Annotated in this window: 16 protein-coding genes and 3 tRNA genes; 7 read left to right on the top strand and 12 right to left on the bottom strand. The window is 34.1% G+C overall.

Features of this window, described 5'->3' with window-relative positions; all coding sequences use genetic code 11:
• Window positions 1-43 precede the first annotated feature (43 nt).
• The 4 genes from ACR1PN_RS14325 to ACR1PN_RS14310 form a co-directional block, all read right to left on the bottom strand.
• Window positions 44-280 carry a glutathione synthase gene (locus ACR1PN_RS14325; RefSeq protein ID WP_378178464.1) on the bottom strand — a complete coding sequence of 79 codons (237 nt, stop codon included), beginning with the start codon at window positions 278-280 and terminating at the stop codon, window positions 44-46.
• A 181-nt stretch (window positions 281-461) separates the two neighbouring features.
• Window positions 462-537: transfer RNA gene (locus ACR1PN_RS14320), tRNA-Met, on the bottom strand.
• A gap of 37 nt (window positions 538-574) precedes the next feature.
• A tRNA-Met gene (locus ACR1PN_RS14315) sits at window positions 575-647 on the bottom strand.
• Between the two features lie 31 nt (window positions 648-678).
• Window positions 679-751 (bottom strand) — tRNA-Met (locus ACR1PN_RS14310).
• A 101-nt stretch (window positions 752-852) separates the two neighbouring features.
• Here ACR1PN_RS14310 and ACR1PN_RS14305 point away from each other — a divergent pair.
• From ACR1PN_RS14305 to ACR1PN_RS14280, 6 genes are read left to right on the top strand one after another with little or no spacing between them, the layout of a single operon-like run.
• Window positions 853-1,464, top strand: coding sequence for an L-threonylcarbamoyladenylate synthase (locus ACR1PN_RS14305; protein WP_378178640.1), 612 nt, complete (start codon window positions 853-855; stop codon window positions 1,462-1,464).
• A gap of 13 nt (window positions 1,465-1,477) precedes the next feature.
• Entirely contained in the window at window positions 1,478-2,185 is a 708-nt protein-coding gene (locus ACR1PN_RS14300) for a lysostaphin resistance A-like protein (RefSeq protein ID WP_433980585.1), read from the top strand.
• Window positions 2,182-2,940 carry a peroxide stress protein YaaA gene (gene yaaA, locus ACR1PN_RS14295; RefSeq protein WP_433980584.1) on the top strand — a complete coding sequence of 253 codons (759 nt, stop codon included), beginning with the start codon at window positions 2,182-2,184 and terminating at the stop codon, window positions 2,938-2,940. The genes ACR1PN_RS14300 and yaaA overlap by 4 nt, the downstream gene beginning before the upstream one ends.
• Window positions 2,940-3,788 (top strand): peptide chain release factor N(5)-glutamine methyltransferase, encoded by an 849-nt coding sequence (gene prmC / locus ACR1PN_RS14290; RefSeq protein ID WP_433980583.1) that lies wholly within the window; start codon window positions 2,940-2,942, stop codon window positions 3,786-3,788. Before yaaA ends, prmC begins: the two co-directional genes overlap by 1 nt.
• A gap of 43 nt (window positions 3,789-3,831) precedes the next feature.
• A complete protein-coding gene (locus ACR1PN_RS14285; protein ID WP_433980582.1) occupies window positions 3,832-4,869 on the top strand; it encodes a serine hydrolase domain-containing protein in 1,038 nt (345 codons plus the stop codon).
• A gap of 1 nt (window position 4,870) precedes the next feature.
• Window positions 4,871-5,230, top strand: a complete 360-nt coding sequence (locus tag ACR1PN_RS14280; protein WP_433980581.1) for a DUF4180 domain-containing protein — start codon at window positions 4,871-4,873, stop codon at window positions 5,228-5,230.
• Window positions 5,231-5,233: 3 nt separating this feature from the next.
• Here the strand turns inward: ACR1PN_RS14280 and ACR1PN_RS14275 are convergent, their stop codons facing one another.
• The 7 genes from ACR1PN_RS14275 to ACR1PN_RS14245 all read right to left on the bottom strand — a co-directional run bounded on the left by ACR1PN_RS14275 (window position 5,234) and on the right by ACR1PN_RS14245 (window position 13,925).
• Window positions 5,234-6,211: an NAD-dependent epimerase/dehydratase family protein gene (locus tag ACR1PN_RS14275; RefSeq protein ID WP_433980580.1), complete on the bottom strand. Its 978-nt coding sequence runs from the start codon at window positions 6,209-6,211 to the stop codon at window positions 5,234-5,236.
• The gene (locus ACR1PN_RS14270) at window positions 6,208-6,993 is read right to left on the bottom strand and encodes an SDR family NAD(P)-dependent oxidoreductase (protein WP_378178662.1); all 786 of its coding nucleotides are present in this window, start codon (window positions 6,991-6,993) and stop codon (window positions 6,208-6,210) included. Before ACR1PN_RS14270 ends, ACR1PN_RS14275 begins: the two co-directional genes overlap by 4 nt.
• A gap of 143 nt (window positions 6,994-7,136) precedes the next feature.
• Window positions 7,137-8,249, bottom strand: coding sequence for a helix-turn-helix domain-containing protein (locus ACR1PN_RS14265; RefSeq protein ID WP_433980579.1), 1,113 nt, complete (start codon window positions 8,247-8,249; stop codon window positions 7,137-7,139).
• 30 nt (window positions 8,250-8,279) lie between these two features.
• Window positions 8,280-8,930 (bottom strand): rhomboid family intramembrane serine protease, encoded by a 651-nt coding sequence (locus tag ACR1PN_RS14260; protein ID WP_433980578.1) that lies wholly within the window; start codon window positions 8,928-8,930, stop codon window positions 8,280-8,282.
• Window positions 8,931-8,936: 6 nt separating this feature from the next.
• Window positions 8,937-11,519 (bottom strand): DNA gyrase/topoisomerase IV subunit A, encoded by a 2,583-nt coding sequence (locus ACR1PN_RS14255; protein WP_433980577.1) that lies wholly within the window; start codon window positions 11,517-11,519, stop codon window positions 8,937-8,939.
• Between the two features lie 2 nt (window positions 11,520-11,521).
• A complete protein-coding gene (locus ACR1PN_RS14250) occupies window positions 11,522-12,004 on the bottom strand; it encodes a hypothetical protein (protein ID WP_378178674.1) in 483 nt (160 codons plus the stop codon).
• Between the two features lie 34 nt (window positions 12,005-12,038).
• Window positions 12,039-13,925 carry a DNA topoisomerase IV subunit B gene (locus ACR1PN_RS14245; RefSeq protein WP_433980576.1) on the bottom strand — a complete coding sequence of 629 codons (1,887 nt, stop codon included), beginning with the start codon at window positions 13,923-13,925 and terminating at the stop codon, window positions 12,039-12,041.
• Window positions 13,926-14,099: 174 nt separating this feature from the next.
• Here ACR1PN_RS14245 and ACR1PN_RS14240 point away from each other — a divergent pair, with 174 nt between their 5' ends.
• Window positions 14,100-15,248 (top strand): methionine aminotransferase, encoded by a 1,149-nt coding sequence (locus ACR1PN_RS14240; RefSeq protein ID WP_433980575.1) that lies wholly within the window; start codon window positions 14,100-14,102, stop codon window positions 15,246-15,248.
• 470 nt (window positions 15,249-15,718) lie between these two features.
• Here the strand turns inward: ACR1PN_RS14240 and ACR1PN_RS14235 are convergent, their stop codons facing one another.
• The gene (locus ACR1PN_RS14235; protein ID WP_433980574.1) at window positions 15,719-16,483 is read right to left on the bottom strand and encodes an SDR family NAD(P)-dependent oxidoreductase; all 765 of its coding nucleotides are present in this window, start codon (window positions 16,481-16,483) and stop codon (window positions 15,719-15,721) included.
• Window positions 16,484-16,496 lie beyond the last annotated feature (13 nt).

Genomic DNA, 16,496 nt, shown 5'->3' with positions numbered 1-16,496 from the left:
ACAATAAATTAAAATGTCCCGCTTCTACGAAGCGGGACATTTTTTATAACTTTTTGTATTCGTCACTGACTACTCTACCGTTGAATGGTTCGCTCCAGGCTACGAAAACACGCTCGTCTGCAGATCTTATAATTTCCGCCTGAATCACTTCATATTCGCCAGCTTCTGTTTCTCTTTCCACAATTAGATCTACGCCTTTACCGACACCTTTATCTACTTCTACTTTATATCTGCGGTCATCTTTTATAAAATCTTCTTTTCTAAATGTAATATTTCCCATAATTATTTATTTTAGAAACACAAAAGCAATTAACAAACCAAAATATTATGGGTGGAAATAATAACTTAAAAACGAATCTCAAAAATTTATTTAAACAATTTTAGTTACAGAAGTAATTATACTTAAAAAAAATCTCCGAATTTTTGGTAAAAAAAAGGAGAACCATTTCTGATTCTCCTGTTGGTAGCGGGGACACGACTCGAACGTGCGACCTCCGGGTTATGAGCCCGACGAGCTACCTACTGCTCTACCCCGCGGTATATTTTTAAACGTTTACCGACAACGTTATCTTAGTAGCGGGAACCGGACTCGAACCGATGACCTTCGGGTTATGAGCCCGACGAGCTACCTACTGCTCCATCCCGCGATGTTTCTTTACACTTCAAAAGTGATCTTAGTAGCGGGGACACGACTCGAACGTGCGACCTCCGGGTTATGAGCCCGACGAGCTACCTACTGCTCTACCCCGCGATATTGGACTGCAAATATACGAATATATTTTACAACTGCAAGTTTTTCTTTTAAATAAAGGCATATTCTTTGATTCAGTTTAAATATTCGTACATTTGTTTATGGCAAAGATTCTAAAAATTTACCCCGAAAATCCTCAAGAAAACCTTATCAATGAGGTAATTAAAACCCTGAACAACGGCGGACTGATTATATATCCGTCTGATACAGTGTATGCTTTAGGCTGTAATATTTTTGATATTAAAGCCATGGAAAAATTAGCACAGATAAAGAAGCAGAAGCTAGAGAAAGCAAAATTCTCTATAATCTGTAATGATTTAAGCCATCTTTCTGATTTCACAAGACCAATTGATACTTCAGTTTTCAGATTTCTGAAAAACCGTCTTCCGGGTCCTTTCACTTTTATTTTAGATGCTAACAAAAATTTACCTTTAGCTTATAAAAATCATAAAACCATCGGTATTCGTGTTCCTGATCATCCTATTCCACAATTGATTGTTGAAAAATTGGGACATCCAATTGCTTCAACTTCCATAAAAGATGATGATGAAATCATTGAATATTCAACCGATCCTGAACTTATTGCTGAAAAATATGACCATTTGGTTGATATTGTGATCGATTCAGGATATGGAGACAATGTGGCTTCGACTATTGTAGATTTAACTTCGGGCGAACCTGAAGTTATCCGCCAGGGAAAAGGAGAAATTTAGATCAGTTTTTACAATGAGCCTGAACGGAAGATATTCTATTGGTATTCTCTTGACTTTCGTATTGCTTGCTGCATCTATGCTGTATTCAATACCATTAATTAATTTATTTTTCAAATCTAAAATCTTAACAGGCGAGATCTTTTTTTACAACAGGCTTTCCCTGTGGCTGGTTCTGCTACTTATTTTAATTTATAATTTCTTTATCGAAAACAGGTCTTTTTTTGTTTGGGAAGACAGGAAATATCCACCTACCTTTTATTTCGGAGCTGTTATTATTTTATATTTAATCTGTGCATTTGGCGGAGCTTTCCTGAACGGGATCATTATGCTCCTAACAAAAGAAAAACTGAGTGATAAGATCTTACAGATAAGTTTTTTATTTAAAAACAATTATTTTCTGATTATCTTCACCTGTCTTACCGCAGGAGTTATCGAAGAGTTACTGATGAGAGCTTACATCCAGCCAAGAATCGAAAAAATATACAACAGTCCGGCGTTAGGAATTATTATTTCTGCCATTTTATTCGGAATTTTGCACAGCACTTATGGAACGGTAGGTCAGGTTGTTGTGCCTTTCTTTATCGGAATTGTGTTTGCTCTGTTTTATAAAAAATATTCCAACATCAAAATTCTGATCATTTGTCATTTTATGTTTGACTTGATATCACTGATGATCATGAATTTTGTTGATCTTAAAAATTTAACTCTCCTTAATCTATGAAAATTATAACCTCTCCTGCCAAATTAATGAATGTAGAAAACTCTACAGAGTTTTTGAGAAGTTCTACTCCAAAATTCATTAATGAAGCTGAAATGATTCAATCTCACTTAAAACATAAATCGCCGAAATATCTTTCTGATCTGATGGAAATTTCGTCAAAACTTGCAGACGAAAACTGGGAAAGAAATCAAAAATGGAAAGCTAAGCCGACTGCAAAAGAATCTGCACCTGCTCTTTTTGCCTTTACAGGTGAGGTCTATCGTGGACTTGATGCTAAAACTCTGGATAAAAATGCAGTTGAATATCTTCAGAAAAACCACAGAATTTTATCCGGTCTTTACGGCCTGCTGAAACCTTCGGATAAAGTAATGTTATATCGTCTGGAAATGGGCAGGAATTTTGAATTTGAAAACCATAAAAACCTTTATGATTTCTGGACCGAAAAAGTTACAGAACAGCTCAATTCCGAAATGAAGAAAAACGAAATTCTTCTGAATCTTGCGAGTAACGAATATGTAAAAGTAGTTGACAGAAAAAAACTGAATCATAAAGTTATTGATTTTGATTTTTATGAAATGAAAGATGGAAAACCAAAGACAATTGTTGTCTACACAAAGCATGCAAGAGGTTTGGTAGTAAGATTCTGCGCAGAAACCAATGCAAAAAATTTGAATGATGTAAAAGCTTTCAATTATGAAGGCTATAGAATTGATGAAGAAAAATCGACAGATACAAAACTGGTTTTTACAAGATAATGACGTTATCACAACTAAAACAGCATTTTTCAGACTCAGTTTCTGAAATTTATACGGCGTCTGAAACGACATTTATATTTCAGGTTTTTGCAGAAGAATTGTTAGGTTTAAATTCAATTCAACAGAGGCAGTTTTCTGATCAGGAAGTTTCTGTTGAGCATAAAAAAAAATTTCAAAACATCATTTCAGAATTAAAAACAGGAAAACCGTATTTACAGATCTTGGGAGAAACCGAATTTTACGGGATGAGAATTTTTGTAAATGAACATGTTCTGATCCCACGTCCTGAAACGGAAGAGCTGCTTGAATTTGCGATCCAAAAAATTTCAAATCTCAAATCTCAAATCTCAAATCTCAAAATTCTCGACATCGGAACCGGAAGCGGAGTTATTCCTTTGGTTTTAAAGAAACATTTCCCCGATGCCCAAGTGAGTTCGGTTGATTTTTCTGAAAAAGCTTTAGAAAATGCTAAGAAAAATGCAGATTTTCACCATTTGGAAATCAATTTTATTCATGCGGATTATCTGAATTTAGATTTAAAGAGAAACTTTGATGTTATTATTTCAAATCCGCCTTACATCGGGATTGATGAAGAACATGAGATTGCAGATTCAGTAAAAGAATTTGAGCCGAAAATGGCATTATTTTCCCCCACTTCGGATACATTAATTTTCTATCGTAAAATCGCTGAAGATTCAAAAAAACATCTGAATAAAGAAGGATTATTGTTTTTGGAAATCAATCAGAAATTAGGAAAAGAAACTCTTGAATTGTATAAAGATTTTTCGCAAGTTGAACTTATGAAAGATCTGAGTGAAAACGATCGTTTTATTTTTGGAAAGAAATAAATTAGTCTTACTTTTAGCTATCATTTCTTTTACATGAACTATTATGCGTATTTCTTCAACTAAAGTTATTATTTTTTTCGAATTTTCACTTTTCTTATTGTTGTTCTCCTGCAATAAAAATGCTCAAAATATTGTTGATAAATATTATAACAATGGAAAATTTAACGGAACTGTATTAGTCACGGAAAATGATAGCATAATTGTAGATACAGCTTTAGGCTTTAGTAACTTTGAAACTCAGGAAAAACTAACTACAGATACTCCTTTTTATATTGCTTCTTTAAGTAAGCCATTCACTGCAACAGCGATTATTTTGCTTCAACAAAGAGGATTGCTGTCATTTGATGATCAAGCTTCAAAATATCTTACTGAATTGCCTGATTACGCAAAAAATGTTACAATAAGACATTTACTTACTCATACATCTGGTGTTCGGGATTATGAAAAAGTTTTGTCAGGTAAAAAAGGACTAAAGAATAGAGATGTTCTTCATTGGCTACAACAACAAAAAAAATTACAATTTCTTTCAGGAAGCAAGTTTGAATACAGTAATAGCGGCTATATCCTATTATCTTTAATTATCGAAAAAATTTCCGGAAAGTCATATCTTAAGTTTTTAGATGAAAATATTTTTGTCCCATTAGAAATGACAAATACACAAGTTTATGATGAATCAAAACCTGTGATTAGAAATAAAGCTTTAGGCTACAACCAAAAGAAACTACTTGATGATTATTCAATATTAACAACTGGTGATGGTGGTATATATTCAACAACAAAAGATCTGTATAAATTTGATCGCGCTCTCCGTAATGGTTCACTGATCAATAAAAATAATTCGATCTTAATGTACAATCCTTTCAAATTATCCGACGGAAAATTGTCAAACTATGGTTTTGGTTGGTATATCGACGATTCTAAAGATAACAAAATTGTGAGTCATACAGGTGGATTAAATGGTTTTAGAAGTATTTTCTGGAGAGATTTGAAGAATAATAAGACCATCATTGTACTTACCAATCAAGGTGACGCATTTCCGGTAAACAGCTTTCTAAATGATGTCAAAAAAACTTTAAATTAAAATGCAAATCAAAGCTCATCTTATCAACAATAAAAAAATTGCCGAAATCATTTCAGACGAAATCATCATTCAATCAATGGAAGACGGCGGCGATTTAGTTGGAAATATATACTATCAGGATTTTGGTTTAGCGATCATCCATGAGAAAAACATCAGTCCTGATTTTTTTGACTTAAAAACAGGAATTGCCGGAGAAATTCTTCAGAAATTTTCCAACTACAGAATTCGCCTTGCCATTGTGGGAGATTTCAGCAAATTTGAAAGCAAAAGTATTAATGATTTTATTTTTGAAAGCAATAAGACAAAGCACATCAATTTCGTAGAAAGCTTAGCAGAAGCTTTAGAAAAGCTTTCAAAGTAATTTTTATTTTTTCGCCTGATTTTGCTTTTCAAAAAAACAAATTGCATCTTCGATCGCTTTTTCAATTGGCTGATATTCAATTTTAAGTTCAGCAATTGACTTTTTGTTAGAGTAAAAATTATCGATTTGAAGAGCTTTCATATTGACCGAGCTCAGATTGGTTTTGATTTTAAAAAACCTCAACAAATCTCCTGAAAAACCCAATATAGCTAATAAAAAATCCGGTATAGGAATCATTAATGGTTTTTGATTGGCAACTTTATTTACCTTTTTAAAAAAATCCCGGTATTTTAAATTTTCGTTGGTTAAGATATATTTCTCACCATTTTTTCCCGTTTGCAATGCTTTCAAAATTCCATTTGAAACATCTTCAGCATGAACGAAGCTTTTTCCGCCTTTCGGATAAAAGACCAGTTTTTTCTTCCAGACCCAAAATATAATTTTGCCTGAGCTAGGTTTAAAATCGTATGCTCCAATCATAAAAGTAGGATTTAGAATAATAACTTCTGTTGTTTTATTATTCTTTAAAAGAAAATTTTCAGCTTCTAGTTTACTTTTCGCATAAAAAGAATGAGTGAAAGGATATTTTTGCCGGACATTCTCGCTTCCTAAATTCCTCAAGCTTCCAAAACCTAAAGTATTGGCTGTACTTACAAATAAAAATCTCTTCACATTTGCTGCTACAGACTGCGAAAACAGATGAATTGCAGCATCATAATTTATTTTCTTATAATCTGCATAAGAAAGCAGATTTTGCCGGGTTTCGGCTGCGATATGAATGACATAGTCCACATCCGTCAAATATCCTGAAACATCTGAAAACAAATCGCCTTCAACAAGCATCAGGTTTTTGTTTTCTTCACCCAAATAGCCGCTTTTCTTGCGCACCAAAGCAATAACAAAATAACCATCCTGTAATAATTTTAAAACAACATTCGCTCCTAAGAGCCCCGTAATTCCTGTAACAAAAGCTTTTCTCATGCTTCGATTTCTTTTTTAATGGCATTGGTCATCAAAGGTAATTTAATCCAGATCGGGAGTATTTTCATAACGAGCCAGCTTACAGGATTCACCATGATAACAGAATCTTTCCTGAAAAGCTGTTCGATACAATAATGCGCAACTTTGTTTGGATCAAGAAGTGTTAATCTTCCTAGAAAGCCCTGTTTTTCTATTCTTTTGCAGACATCTGTATTGGTTTTCATGGCTCCGGGATTCACAACACTTACAAAAACACTTGTATTTTTTAATTCCTCATGTAAACCTCTGGAAAATGAATGAATAAATGTTTTGGATGCCGGATAAACCGTTTTGAAACCAATCGGAGAAAATGCAGCCATACTCGAGACATTCAGAATGTAAGATTGCTTTTGCTTTAATAAGTTTGGCAATAGCTGATGTGTAATCAAAGAAGTTGCCATAACATTTACCTGTAGAATGCGATCAATATAACCCGGACTTGCCTCTAAGAACTTTTTAGTCCCACCTAAACCCGCATTGTTTATTAAAATATTTACATTGAATAAATTATTGATCCAATCGGTAAGTTGCAAAACATTTTCCCTTACCGAAAGATCAATTTCATAATGCTCAGTTTTTACATTATAGTTCTCTGATATTTCTTGGCTAAGCTCTTTTAAATTTTGACCAGGAAGGCTGACCAGAATAACGTTGATGTTCTTTTTGGCAAGATTTTCGGCAAATGCCTTTCCTAAACCCTGACTCGCTCCGGTAACAACAGCATAAGTTTCTTTGGTATTCATAACAGTAAATTTCTTGGACAAAATTATGCCCGGAAACCATCTCTTATGTTCCGTATTATCTGAGCGAACACCTTCTCAACAAAAAACCGACAATCACATTTAATACTGACAATCAATTACTTAAAGTACAAAAAAGTTAAAAATTATAAACCTGAACTATTTTTAAATTCGGAAGGAGTCTGGTTGGTAAGTTTTTTAAATGTTGTATTGAAAGATGTCTTCGAGTTGAAACCGGACTCGTAAGCAATTCCTAAAATTGAGAGCTTCTGATTTTCTTTGAGCAGTTTTTTGGCATGATCAATTCTGAATTCATTCACATACTGAAAAAAATTCTTTTGAAACCCGGTATTAATTACATAAGATAAATGATGGGTAGAAACTGAAATCAGCTCTGAAAGTTTGATCAGATTCAGCTCGCTGTCAAGATATGGTTTTTGAACTGCCATCGCTTTTTCCAGCTCGTTTTTAATTCGGATCAGTTCATCATCAGAAATAAGCTTCTTTTTGATTTCTTCCGTTTCAGCTTCAATTGTAATCAATTCTTCACGTTGTTTTTGTTCTACAGGATAAATTTCTCTCTGCTTTAAAGAATAATAGGCAACAAAATAAATCACCGATAAGAATATGAGATTAATAAAAAGATTTAAAGAATATGAATTGTAAAACAAATTGTAAACTACATACACAATGTTTACACTTAAGAGTACGAGAATAATGTATTCAAGCCAGTTAAGATCAATTCCTTCCGTATTGGCAGAGAATTGCTGAATTTTTTTCTGATGCTTTCTGATCGTAAAATAAGAGAGACCGGTATAAAAAAGAGCCTGAAATAAAATTAAGCTGATGTAAAAAACTTCAATAGTTTCAAAAAAATCTGGCCGGCTTTCGTACGTTTCTGTTTTTCTTATTAAAAGAATAACGAAAAAAAGAACGGGAAGAATAAGATATTTTACATCTGATAATTTAAACTTAAAAGACGGATTGGTGTAAAACAACACACTGAAAAAGAAAACAATCGGCGTAAAAAACTGTATAAAAGCAACAAGCAAGATTGAATTTACTTTTACTACAGAATGGGTAATCAAAGACAGAATCTCATCCAACCAGAATGTTGACCACAAAAAAAGAAATATTCCGAACCATAGGTTAGCTTTTTTATTAACTTTTAATGGATTGGTAAGCTTGAGTAAAGACAACAAAACCAACGAACCATAAATAAGTGTAACGATAAAATTGTTTAACTCGGCTGTGTTCATTGGTTTTTATTTTTTTATTTTAAAATCAGCTTAGCCGATTCTTTTTCTTATAAATATTTCATACGCTAAATAAATGAGCGGAAGTGACATAATTCCTATAAACAAAGAATTATGAATTGCACTTTGAGGTTGAAGAATAATAGCATAAACCAGCCCGAAAAATGCTCCTCCTAAATGCGCTGCATGTCCTAAATTATCCCACTGTTTAGGATTTAGCATCATATAAACAGAATAACTGAAATACAACAAACCAAATACAAAACCAGGAATAGGAATTGGAATGAAGAAGAAGTAAATTCCGATATTTGGTGACATAGCTATTGCTGCGAATAAGATTCCCGAAACACCGCCACTCGCTCCAATTGCTGAATACCAAGGTTGCTTTTGATAAATAAATAAAGAGAAAATATTGCCTAAAAGGATAGATCCAAAATAGATAATAAAAAATCCTATATTTCCAAATCCTTCTAAAATTATAGGTCCGAAGAAATATAATGTCATCATATTAAACAGTAGATGCATTATGTCTGCATGCAGAAATCCCGCAGAGATGATTCTTACATATTCTTTTCTATGCTGAATTGCTCCTACATTAAACTTATATTTTTCAAATATCTCCTGATTATTAAAAGCAAGAAAACTTATAATTGCTGTAATGGCAATAATTATAATAATACTCATAATTTTCTAATTTCCATCTCCATCACTCTGGAACAAATCTCCGATCGTTCCTCCTTCATCATCTCCTGAATTTGAAAAATCGGGTTCTTCATACACTTCAGGTTCCTCTTCTTCCGGTTCCGGAATTGTGATATTGATATTTTTAACTTTAAATTTCGTGAATTGGTTCCCGATCGCTTTTATTCCTTTCACAGCAATAAACTCATCTATATTGACAGATTCCGGATCACGCTCTTTTCCTTTATCTTTTGCGAAAACAATTTCTGCTGTTGCATTATTGGCTACAATAATTCTTTCGATAAATGACTTCGGGTGTTCTGATGGCATAAATGTCTGAACATTCACCGTATTTTCCAGCAGGAATCTTTTGATAAAGTAAATATCTTTTTCACCGTCATAATAAATACAAGTTACAGGCTGATTTGGCCTCCATTTTTCAAGAACAATGTATTCGTCATCAAAACGGTTTCCAAGATCAAAGCTCACTAGTTTGGCTTCGCCTTGAGCGTTAATTGTAAGAATTTTATCGTCTCCTTTAAAATTCCCCAATAAAGTTCCTCTTGCATCAGCATTAAGCCTTCTTACCGTTTCGTCAAACCAGATTTTTCTTGGCGCTAAAGTAGAAACCCCTTCCTCCTTCAAATCAACTTTCTTCACCGAATATTTGGTAACCAGATTTCCTTTTGAGTCTCTTCCTTTAATCGCAAGTTCCGAAAAATCGATTTCCATTTTATTTTTTCTGATTCTTGGGTTTGGTTTTAATAAAACCGTTACAACTTCAGCTTCCCCATTCGGATTGGCTGAAAAATACAGCATTTCTGAACCTTTTTTATCTGAAGCCAAAGGATAGTCAGTATTTCTTGTAACACCGGTTACAGAAAAACGCTTCATATAGTATGGTCCGTCTCGTCCTTCACGATAAATCATGTTATAAACGGTCCGTTTATCATTCTTTTTCCAGACCGCAACGTGTTGAATATCTTTTCCGATAAACGTTTTGGCTTCCACTTTTACGACTTTCATACTTCCGTCTTTTCTGAACGTAATAATATCGTCGATATCTGAACAGTCAAATAAATATTGGTCTTTTTTCAGAGAAGTTCCGATAAAGCCTTCTTCAAAGTTGGCATAGAATTTTTCATTAGCAACGGCAACTTTTGTTGCATCAATAGTATCAAAAACCCTTAATTCTGTTTTTCTTTCTTTGTCTTTTCCGTATTTCTTCTGAATATTCTGATAATACTCGATTGCATACGCAATAAGATTGGCTAAATGGAATCTTACCTGCTCAATTTTTCCCTCTAAAGCGGCAATATTTTCTTTAAATTTATCTAAATCGAATCTCGAAATTCTCTTAATTCTGATTTCAGTTAACCTTAAAATATCTTCTTCTGTAACCGCTCTTAGAAGATGTGCTGTATGTGGTTTTAGACCTTCATCAATGGTTTTCAGAACTTCTTCCCAGCTTTTTACCTCTTCAATATCATGGTAAATTCTGTTCTCAATAAATATTCTTTCCAAGGAAGAAAAATGCCAGCTTTCCTGTAATTCGTGAAGCTCAATTTCCAGTTCTTTTTTTAATAAAGAAACCGTGTGATCGGTGTTCATTTTTAAAATTTCAGAAACACTTAGGAACATTGGTTTGTCCCCGACAATTACACAGGCATTCGGAGAGATTGTGACCTGACAATCGGTAAATGCATAGAGCGCATCAATTGTTTTATCCGGAGAGACTTCATTATGAAGATAAATCAGGATTTCTACTTTATCTGAAGTATTGTCTTCAATCTTTTTGATCTTAATCTTCCCTTTTTCATTTGCTTTCAGAATAGAATCAATAAGGTCGCTGGTTGTTTTAGAAAAAGGAAGTTCAGAAATCATCAAAGTATGCTTGTCAACCTGAGAAATCTTTGCTCTGGCTCTTACTTTTCCTCCTCTTGCACCATCATTGTACTCTGAAACATCAAGATAACCCGCCGTCAGGAAATCAGGGAAAATCTCAAACTTTTTGCCTTTCAGATAAGCTATTGATGCATTGATCAGTTCATTAAAATTATGCGGAAGAATTTTTGTGGAAAGCCCAACCCCGATCCCTTCCACACCTTGTGCAAGAAGAAGCGGAAATTTTACGGGTAAGTCGATCGGCTCATTGTTTCTGCCGTCATAAGATTTTGCCCATTCTGTTGTTTTAGGATTAAAAACGACCTCCAAAGCAAAAGGTGTTAATCTCGCTTCAATATATCGTGCAGCAGCAGCAGAATCTCCTGTATAGATATTTCCCCAGTTTCCCTGAGTATCGATCAGCAATTCTCTCTGCCCGATTCCGACCATGGCATCGGTAATGGAAGCATCACCGTGCGGGTGATATTTCATTGTATTACCGACAATATTTGCCACTTTATTGTAACGCCCGTCTTCCAGTTCACGCATGGAATGCATAATTCTACGCTGAACCGGCTTAAAGCCATCATAAACAGACGGGATGGCTCTATCTAAAATTACATAAGACGCATAATCCAGAAACCAGTCTTTGTATAGTCCTGAAACTTTTTTTAAGCTTTCGCCTTCGTGCGAGTGTTCTTCTATCATTATTATTCTTGAGGTCTTTTCTCTGTATTAGCTTTTACTACTTTATTGAGGGATAATTTTAAGTCGTTGGCTTCTTTTCTTGTAAGGTAAGAAGTATCATACTTTAAAATAGTTGAACCTGTATTTTTACTTGATACGGTAATATATAATCTTTTAAAAAATAAAATATTCACCATCTCAAATTTGATTAATTTATATTTGGGGAATTCATCACTCAGTGCTCTGCTAAGAAAGGGAACAATATTCCTATTCCTAAAATGCAATGCTTCCCCATCACTGTCATACTCGAAAATCTGCCGTCCGTTTAGGTGAAAAATCACCAGTAATATGAGTGGAACAATAATTAAAAATATACTTTTCCCTCCTAAAATATTAAATCGCATTTCATCAAAAATAAATCCTACAATTCCTGCTGAAAGCATCATTAATAAAAAAGTGTTGAAAAAATTATAAACGGGAGCTTTTTTTCTGTTACTTAATCTCATCCTTTATATTTGTGTTGTTTGGTGTTTTTATTTTTTAAGATTCAAGTGCTTCATCCAGAATTTCTTTCTTGTTAATATCCGGATCTTCCACCACAAGATTTTCAAGGATGAATACCTGTCGGTCCGGAGTATTTTTACCCATATAGAATTCCAAAAGCTGATCAATGGTCTGATCTTTTCCGATGACAACAGGTTCTAAACGAATATCCTTTCCGATAAAATGTTTAAATTCATCCGGTGAAATTTCTCCCAAACCTTTAAATCGGGTAATTTCAGGATTTTTTCCTAATTCGTTCAGCGCTTTTATTCTTTCCTGTTCAGAATAGCAGTATCTCGTTTCTTTCTTATTTCTAACTCTGAATAATGGAGTCTGAAGAATATATAAATGTCCGTTCTTAATCACATCCGGGAAAAACTGAAGGAAGAACGTAATCATTAAAAGCCTGATGTGCATTCCGTCGACATCGGCATCGGTTGCAATAATCACCTGATTGTAACGCAGGTCTTCAAGACTCTCTTCAATATTTAAAGCAGCCTGAAGCAAGTTGAACTCCTCATTTTCGTAAACCACTTTTTTGGTTAAGCCATAACAGTTCAACGGTTTACCTTTCAGTGAAAATACAGCCTGAGTTTCAACATCCCTAGATTTGGTAATTGAACCTGATGCTGAATCTCCTTCGGTAATAAAAATCTGTGTCTCCGCTTTTCTTTCCGCTTTTTGATCGTTGTAATGCTGTCTGCAGTCACGCAGTTTTTTGTTGTGAAGCGAAACTTTCTTCGCTCTTTCTCTCGCCAATTTTTGGATTCCTGAAAGTTCTTTTCTTTCTCTTTCTGAAATTAAAATTTTTCTCTGAATCGCTTCTGCAATTTCAGGGTTTTTATGAAGGAAATTATCTAATTTACTTTTTAGGAAATCAATGATAAACATACGAACCGTTGGCCCGTTCGGTCCCATATCATTCGATCCTAATTTGGTTTTTGTCTGAGATTCAAAAACAGGTTCTTCAACGTTAATGGATATTGCTGCAACAATCGATTTTCTTACATCAGATGCATCAAAATTCTTATTAAAAAACTCACGGATTGTTTTTACAAAGGCCTCTCTAAAGGCATTCAAATGTGTTCCGCCCTGTGTCGTATTCTGTCCGTTTACGAAAGAAAAATAGGTTTCCGTCTGTGATTTATCAGTATGCGTAATCGCCACTTCAATATCATTATCTTTTAAATGAATAATCGGATAAAGCGTTTCATTCTCAAGTTCCTCATCCAATAAATCTTTCAAACCGTTTTCAGAATAGAAAGTTTCGCCGTTGAAAATAATTTTTAATCCAGGATTCAGATACGCATAATTGCGCAGCATTCTTTCGATATACTCTTTTCTAAATTTATAGTGAAGGAAAATTTCCGAATCGGGAGTAAAAGAAATCTCGGTACCGTTTCTGTCTGAAGTTTCCTTTTCGGCATGTTCTTCAGTAATTAAACCTCTCGAAAACTCAGCAACTTTCATTTTTCCGTCACGGAAAGAACGCACACGGAAATAATCTGACAATGCATTTACAGCTTTTGTACCGACACCATTCAGACCTACTGACTTTTTGAATGCCTTGCTGTCATACTTACCTCCTGTATTCATTTTTGAAACTGCGTCAACGACTTTCCCTAAAGGAATTCCACGGCCGAAATCTCGAATCATGACTTTTCCGTCATCTACTTTTATTTCAATTCTTTTACCGGATTTCATTCTGAACTCATCAATCGAGTTATCCAGAATTTCTTTCAGCAAAATATAAATACCGTCATCAGCAGACGAACCATCGCCAAGCTTACCGATATACATACCGGGACGCAAACGAATATGTTCCTGCCAATCGAGGGTTCTGATATTATCTTCGGAATAGATAGGTTGTATTTCTTGTGACATATATTATTTCAGCAAACATACAAAAGTACAAAAACGCAGAAAAATATCCGAATTTTTAAGTTTCTATTTATTAACATTTTTAGTTAAATTTTCATCATACAAACCTATATTTATTGGTTTAGGAAACGTAATATTTAAAAATTTCCCTTAATTTAGATTCATAAAGAATTTTAAATGATACAACTTCCTTCTTCTAAACTTCCCAATGTAGGAACTACCATATTTACCCAAATGTCTCAACTTGCCAATCAATATCAGGCCATTAATCTTTCACAGGGTTTTCCTGATTTTGAGACAGACTCTAAACTGCTGAATCTAGCGGATGATTTTATAAAAAAAGGATTTAATCAATATGCTCCATTAGGTGGAGTTATAGGTTTAAAAGAAGAAATCGCAAGAAAAATAGAAAACAGCCATAGCGCAGTTTATCATCCCGAATCTGAAATTACGATTACTGCAGGCGGAACACAGGCAATTTTCACAGCAATCGCCACTTTCGTACAGAAAGATGATGAAGTAATTATTTTTGAACCCGCTTATGATTGCTACGAACCAACTGTAGAACTTTTTGGCGGAATTGTAAAACGTTTCCAGATGAAAGCTCCTGATTACGAAATTAATTGGAATGCGGTGAGAAGTTTGGTTTCAGAAAAAACAAAAATGATTATCCTGAATAATCCTAACAATCCTTCAGGAAAGATTTTTAAGGAAAATGATATTCAGGAATTAATAAAAATTGTAAAAGACACGAATATTTTAATTTTAAGCGATGAAGTGTACGAAAATATTATTTTTGACGGAAATCAACATGTAAGCATCTGCAAATATCCCGAATTAAAAGAAAGAAGTCTTTTAGTGGCATCGTTCGGGAAATTATTTCACATCACCGGCTGGAAAATTGGGTATTGCGCCGCTCCAAAAGTATTAACTGAGGAATTCAGAAAAGTGCACCAGTTTAATGTTTTTTGTGTCAACACTCCGCTTCAGATGGCTTTGGCTGAATACATGAAAAACGATGAACATTACAATCAGCTCAATCGGTTTTTTCAGGAGAAAAGAGATTTTTTAAGACAAGGTTTGAAGCAAACTTCATTTGAGCTTCTCGATTGTGAAGGAACATATTTCCAGGCTTTGAAATATGATAAAATTTCAGATAAAAATGATTTTGATTTCGCAACAGAATTAACTGTTAATCACAAAGTGGCAAGTATTCCGTTTTCTGCTTTTTACAAAGATAAACTCAATGAAAATGTGATCAGATTGTGTTTTGCAAAGAAGAATGAAACGCTGGAAAAAGCGATTGAGAATTTGGCAAAACTATAAAGTAATTTTTCTTTTGTCTTGAAACAAAAGAAACAAAAATTCAAGACTGGAACTGTCGGCTAAAAATAAATTTTATTCTCTAAAAATTCTAAACTTGCGCGATTCACGATTGGTTTTATTTTGAAATTTTCGTCGCGCTTCGAACAAGAGAATTTTCTTTTCGTTCATAAATTTTATTTTCTTAACGCCTACATTTCCTAAGTCATTTTTAACCAACCTACAAAAATTTAAAATAGACTATTTACAATTTAAGAGAAAGATAGCGCTCCTACGGAACGCTGTTCAAGCGTGTTTTTTTTGTCTACACAGATATTGCTCCTTTGGAGCAAACTCTTAAATTTTTAAATTATTGTTTGAATAATAACAGGAAACTCAATCCTGTTTAAATATAAATCTCTCGCAGATTTAGCTGATTACGCAGATAATAAAAATCTGTAAAATTTGCTCAATCTGCGAGAGATGCTTAATTTTTAGAAAAACATTCCGCCGGAAACTTCAATTCTTTGTGCCGTAATCCAACCTGCATCATCGGTACATAAAAAAGCGATTACTCCACCGATATCATCCGGCAAACCTGCTCTTCCTAAAGCCGTATTATTAGAAACCATGGCATTTACATTTTTATCGTCTCTCGTTCTTCCGCCACCAAAATCAGTTTCAATCGCTCCCGGAGCAACGGCATTTACCTTAATTTTTCTTGCGCCCAATTCTTTCGCCATATATTTACTCAGCTGGTCAATAGCTGCTTTCATTGAACCGTAAACCGACGACCCCGGCATTGCAAATCTTGCCAAACCTGAAGAAAGATTGATAATTCCGCCATTATCATTCATAAACGGTAAGAATTTCTGAGTCAGGAAGAAAACACCTTTAAAATGAATATCCACCATATCATCCAACTGTTCTTCTGTAACATCTGCAACCGGCATATATAAAGCCGTTCCTGCATTGTTAATTAAGAAATCAATGTTTCTGCTTCCTGTATTTTCTTCTAAATGATCTCCAACCGTTTTTACAAACTCATCAAAAGACTTTACATCTTTTGTATTCAACTGATAAGCAATCGCTTTTCTTCCTAAAGCCTGAATTTCAGCTACCGTTTTATCCGCCTCTTCTTTGTTGGAATTGTAAGTAATAATGACGTCAAGTCCTTTTTCTGCAATTTTTAACGCTGAGTTTTTTCCTAAACCTCTGCTTCCACCCGTAACAAGGGCAATTTTTGTTCTGTTTTCCATAATTGATTTTTTG

The sequence above is a fragment of the Chryseobacterium sp. RLHN22 genome (assembly GCF_051011795.1).
GTDB classification, from domain to species: Bacteria; Bacteroidota; Bacteroidia; order Flavobacteriales; family Weeksellaceae; genus Chryseobacterium; species Chryseobacterium zhengzhouense.
Note: the sequence above shows the minus strand (reverse complement) of the source record. Positions and strands in the feature narration are given on the sequence as shown.

Bases quoted from the DNA above. Each gene is read 5' to 3' on its own strand.
- ACR1PN_RS14265 (WP_433980579.1), bottom strand. From the start codon at position 8,249: ATGAACACAGCCGAGTTAAACAATTTTATCGTTACACTTATTTATGGT.
- ACR1PN_RS14275 (WP_433980580.1), bottom strand. From the start codon at position 6,211: ATGAGAAAAGCTTTTGTTACAGGAATTACGGGGCTCTTAGGAGCGAAT.
- ACR1PN_RS14325 (WP_378178464.1), bottom strand. From the start codon at position 280: ATGGGAAATATTACATTTAGAAAAGAAGATTTTATAAAAGATGACCGC.
- ACR1PN_RS14305 (WP_378178640.1), top strand. From the start codon at position 853: ATGGCAAAGATTCTAAAAATTTACCCCGAAAATCCTCAAGAAAACCTT.
- ACR1PN_RS14255 (WP_433980577.1), bottom strand. From the start codon at position 11,519: ATGATAGAAGAACACTCGCACGAAGGCGAAAGCTTAAAAAAAGTTTCA.
- ACR1PN_RS14300 (WP_433980585.1), top strand. From the start codon at position 1,478: ATGAGCCTGAACGGAAGATATTCTATTGGTATTCTCTTGACTTTCGTA.
- ACR1PN_RS14285 (WP_433980582.1), top strand. From the start codon at position 3,832: ATGCGTATTTCTTCAACTAAAGTTATTATTTTTTTCGAATTTTCACTT.
- yaaA (WP_433980584.1), top strand. From the start codon at position 2,182: ATGAAAATTATAACCTCTCCTGCCAAATTAATGAATGTAGAAAACTCT.
- ACR1PN_RS14260 (WP_433980578.1), bottom strand. From the start codon at position 8,930: ATGAGTATTATTATAATTATTGCCATTACAGCAATTATAAGTTTTCTT.
- ACR1PN_RS14240 (WP_433980575.1), top strand. From the start codon at position 14,100: ATGATACAACTTCCTTCTTCTAAACTTCCCAATGTAGGAACTACCATA.
- ACR1PN_RS14250 (WP_378178674.1), bottom strand. From the start codon at position 12,004: ATGAGATTAAGTAACAGAAAAAAAGCTCCCGTTTATAATTTTTTCAAC.
- ACR1PN_RS14245 (WP_433980576.1), bottom strand. From the start codon at position 13,925: ATGTCACAAGAAATACAACCTATCTATTCCGAAGATAATATCAGAACC.
- ACR1PN_RS14270 (WP_378178662.1), bottom strand. From the start codon at position 6,993: ATGAATACCAAAGAAACTTATGCTGTTGTTACCGGAGCGAGTCAGGGT.
- ACR1PN_RS14280 (WP_433980581.1), top strand. From the start codon at position 4,871: ATGCAAATCAAAGCTCATCTTATCAACAATAAAAAAATTGCCGAAATC.
- ACR1PN_RS14235 (WP_433980574.1), bottom strand. From the start codon at position 16,483: ATGGAAAACAGAACAAAAATTGCCCTTGTTACGGGTGGAAGCAGAGGT.
- prmC (WP_433980583.1), top strand. From the start codon at position 2,940: ATGACGTTATCACAACTAAAACAGCATTTTTCAGACTCAGTTTCTGAA.